2 protein-coding genes and 1 pseudogene are annotated in these 1,900 nt (G+C 64.2%); all 3 read left to right on the top strand.

The genetic code is table 11. The features are described 5' to 3' along the window. Positions 1–312, top strand: a pseudogene (locus PFH44_RS27150) (ethanolamine permease); the annotation flags it as partial. A gap of 9 nt (positions 313–321) precedes the next feature. Continuing rightward, on the top strand, positions 322–1,695 hold the full coding sequence (locus PFH44_RS27145; protein ID WP_045854148.1) for an ethanolamine ammonia-lyase subunit EutB: 1,374 nt from the start codon (positions 322–324) through the stop codon (positions 1,693–1,695). An 11-nt stretch (positions 1,696–1,706) separates the two neighbouring features. Continuing rightward, positions 1,707–1,900: ethanolamine ammonia-lyase light chain EutC (locus PFH44_RS27140; protein WP_283826770.1), on the top strand; the 194-nt coding region annotated here is incomplete at its 3' end.

Here is a 1,900-nt window from a genome sequence, read left to right as displayed (position 1 = left end):
CTCACCGCCTGCATCGTCACGATGTCGGTATTTGGCGCTATTGTTATGTATATCACCTCGATGGCGGCGCTGTTCAAACTGCGCCGCAGCGAGCCGAAACTGATTCGCCCGTTCCGCGCGCCGCTCTATCCGTGGGCGCCGGCCTTCGCCCTGGCGATGGCGGTGCTCTGCCTGGTGGCGATGGTCTGGTACAACACGCTGCTGGCGCTGATTTTTGCGGCCATGATGCTCGGCGGCTACCTGTGGTTTCGTAAAACCGCGGCGGCCCGCGAGCGCGCGCCGGCGGATCCGCAGCTGCGTATAGTCTCCTGAGGAGGCGGCATGTATAAAACAACGCTATCAGGCCAGGTCTGGCGCTTTGATAGTCTGAAGACGCTACTGGCGAAGGCCTCTCCGGCACGTTCCGGCGATGCCCTCGCCGGGATTATCGCCGATAGCGCCGAAGAGCGGATGGCGGCGAAAATGGCGCTGGCGGAGGTGCCGCTAAAGGCGATCCTCGACAGCCCGCTCATCCCCTACGAGCAGGACGAAGTCACCCGGCTGATTATCGACACTCACGATAGCCGCGGCTTCGCGGCGATTAGCCACCTGACGGTGGGCGACTTTCGCGACTGGCTGCTTGATGACGCCACCGATACCGCCACCCTGCAGCAGGTGGCGCGGGCGATAACCCCGGAGATGGCGGCCGCGGTCAGCAAGCTGATGCGTAACCAGGACCTGATCCTCGCCGCCAGCAAATGCCGGGTAACCACCCGCTTTCGCAATACGATTGGCCTGCCGGGGCATCTTAGCGTGCGTCTGCAGCCCAACCACCCGACCGACGATCTGAAGGGCATCGCCGCCAGCATGCTCGACGGCCTGCTGTACGGCGCGGGCGACGCGGTTATCGGCATCAACCCGGCCAGCGACAGCCTGCCGGTGCTGGCGCAGCTCAACCATATGCTCGACGATATCATTCAGCGCTTTGCGATCCCCACCCAGTCCTGCATTCTGACCCACGTCACCAACACCCTGCAGCTGATTGAGCGCGGCGCGCCGGTGGACCTGGTCTTTCAGTCGGTGGCCGGCACCGAGGCGGCCAACGGCGGCTTCGGTATTAATCTGGCGCTGCTGCAGGAGGCCAGGGAGGCCGCGCTGAGCCTCAACCGCGGCACCCTCGGCAATAACGTGATGTATTTTGAAACCGGCCAGGGGAGCTGTCTTTCGGCTAACGCCCACCACGGCGTCGATCAGCAAACCTGCGAAGCCCGCGCCTACGCCGTCGCCCGCCATTTCGATCCGCTGCTGGTCAATACCGTGGTGGGATTCATCGGCCCGGAATATCTCTATGACGGGAAGCAGATTATTCGCGCCGGCCTCGAGGATCACTTCTGCGGCAAGATCATGGGGCTGCCGATCGGCTGCGACGTTTGCTATACCAACCACGCCGAGGCGGATCAGGATGACATGGACACCCTGCTGACCCTGCTGTGCGCCGCCGGGCTGACCTTTTTAATCGGCGTTCCCGGCGCGGACGATATCATGCTCAACTACCAAAGCACTTCGTTCCACGATGCCCTGTACGCCCGGCGCCTGCTGGGCCTCAAGCACGCGCCGGAGTTCGCCGCCTGGCTGACGAAAATGCAGATAACCCACCCGGACGGCGCGCTGCGCCTGACCGACGCCCGCCATCCTCTACTTTCCGTGATGGCGTAAGGAGAACCGATATGAATCGCCCCGACGCCTGGAACCCGCTGCGTGAATTCACCGATGCGCGCATCGCGCTGGGCCGCAGCGGCGCCAGCCTGCCAACCCGCGAGGTGCTGAATTTTGGCCTCGCGCACGCCCGGGCGCGCGACGCCATCCACCAGCCGTTTGACAGCCAGCAGCTGGTCTCACCCCTGGCGGAGATGGGCCCCCC

This window comes from Klebsiella sp. Ech2A, from assembly GCF_030078455.1.
Classification (GTDB): Bacteria; Pseudomonadota; Gammaproteobacteria; order Enterobacterales; family Enterobacteriaceae; genus Klebsiella; species Klebsiella terrigena.
The sequence above is the reverse complement of the archived record's forward strand: the minus strand, read 5'-3'. Positions and strand labels throughout refer to the sequence as shown.

Coding starts and splice junctions, on each gene's coding strand:
- PFH44_RS27145 (WP_045854148.1), top strand. CDS start 322: ATGTATAAAACAACGCTATCAGGCCAGGTCTGGCGCTTTGATAGTCTG.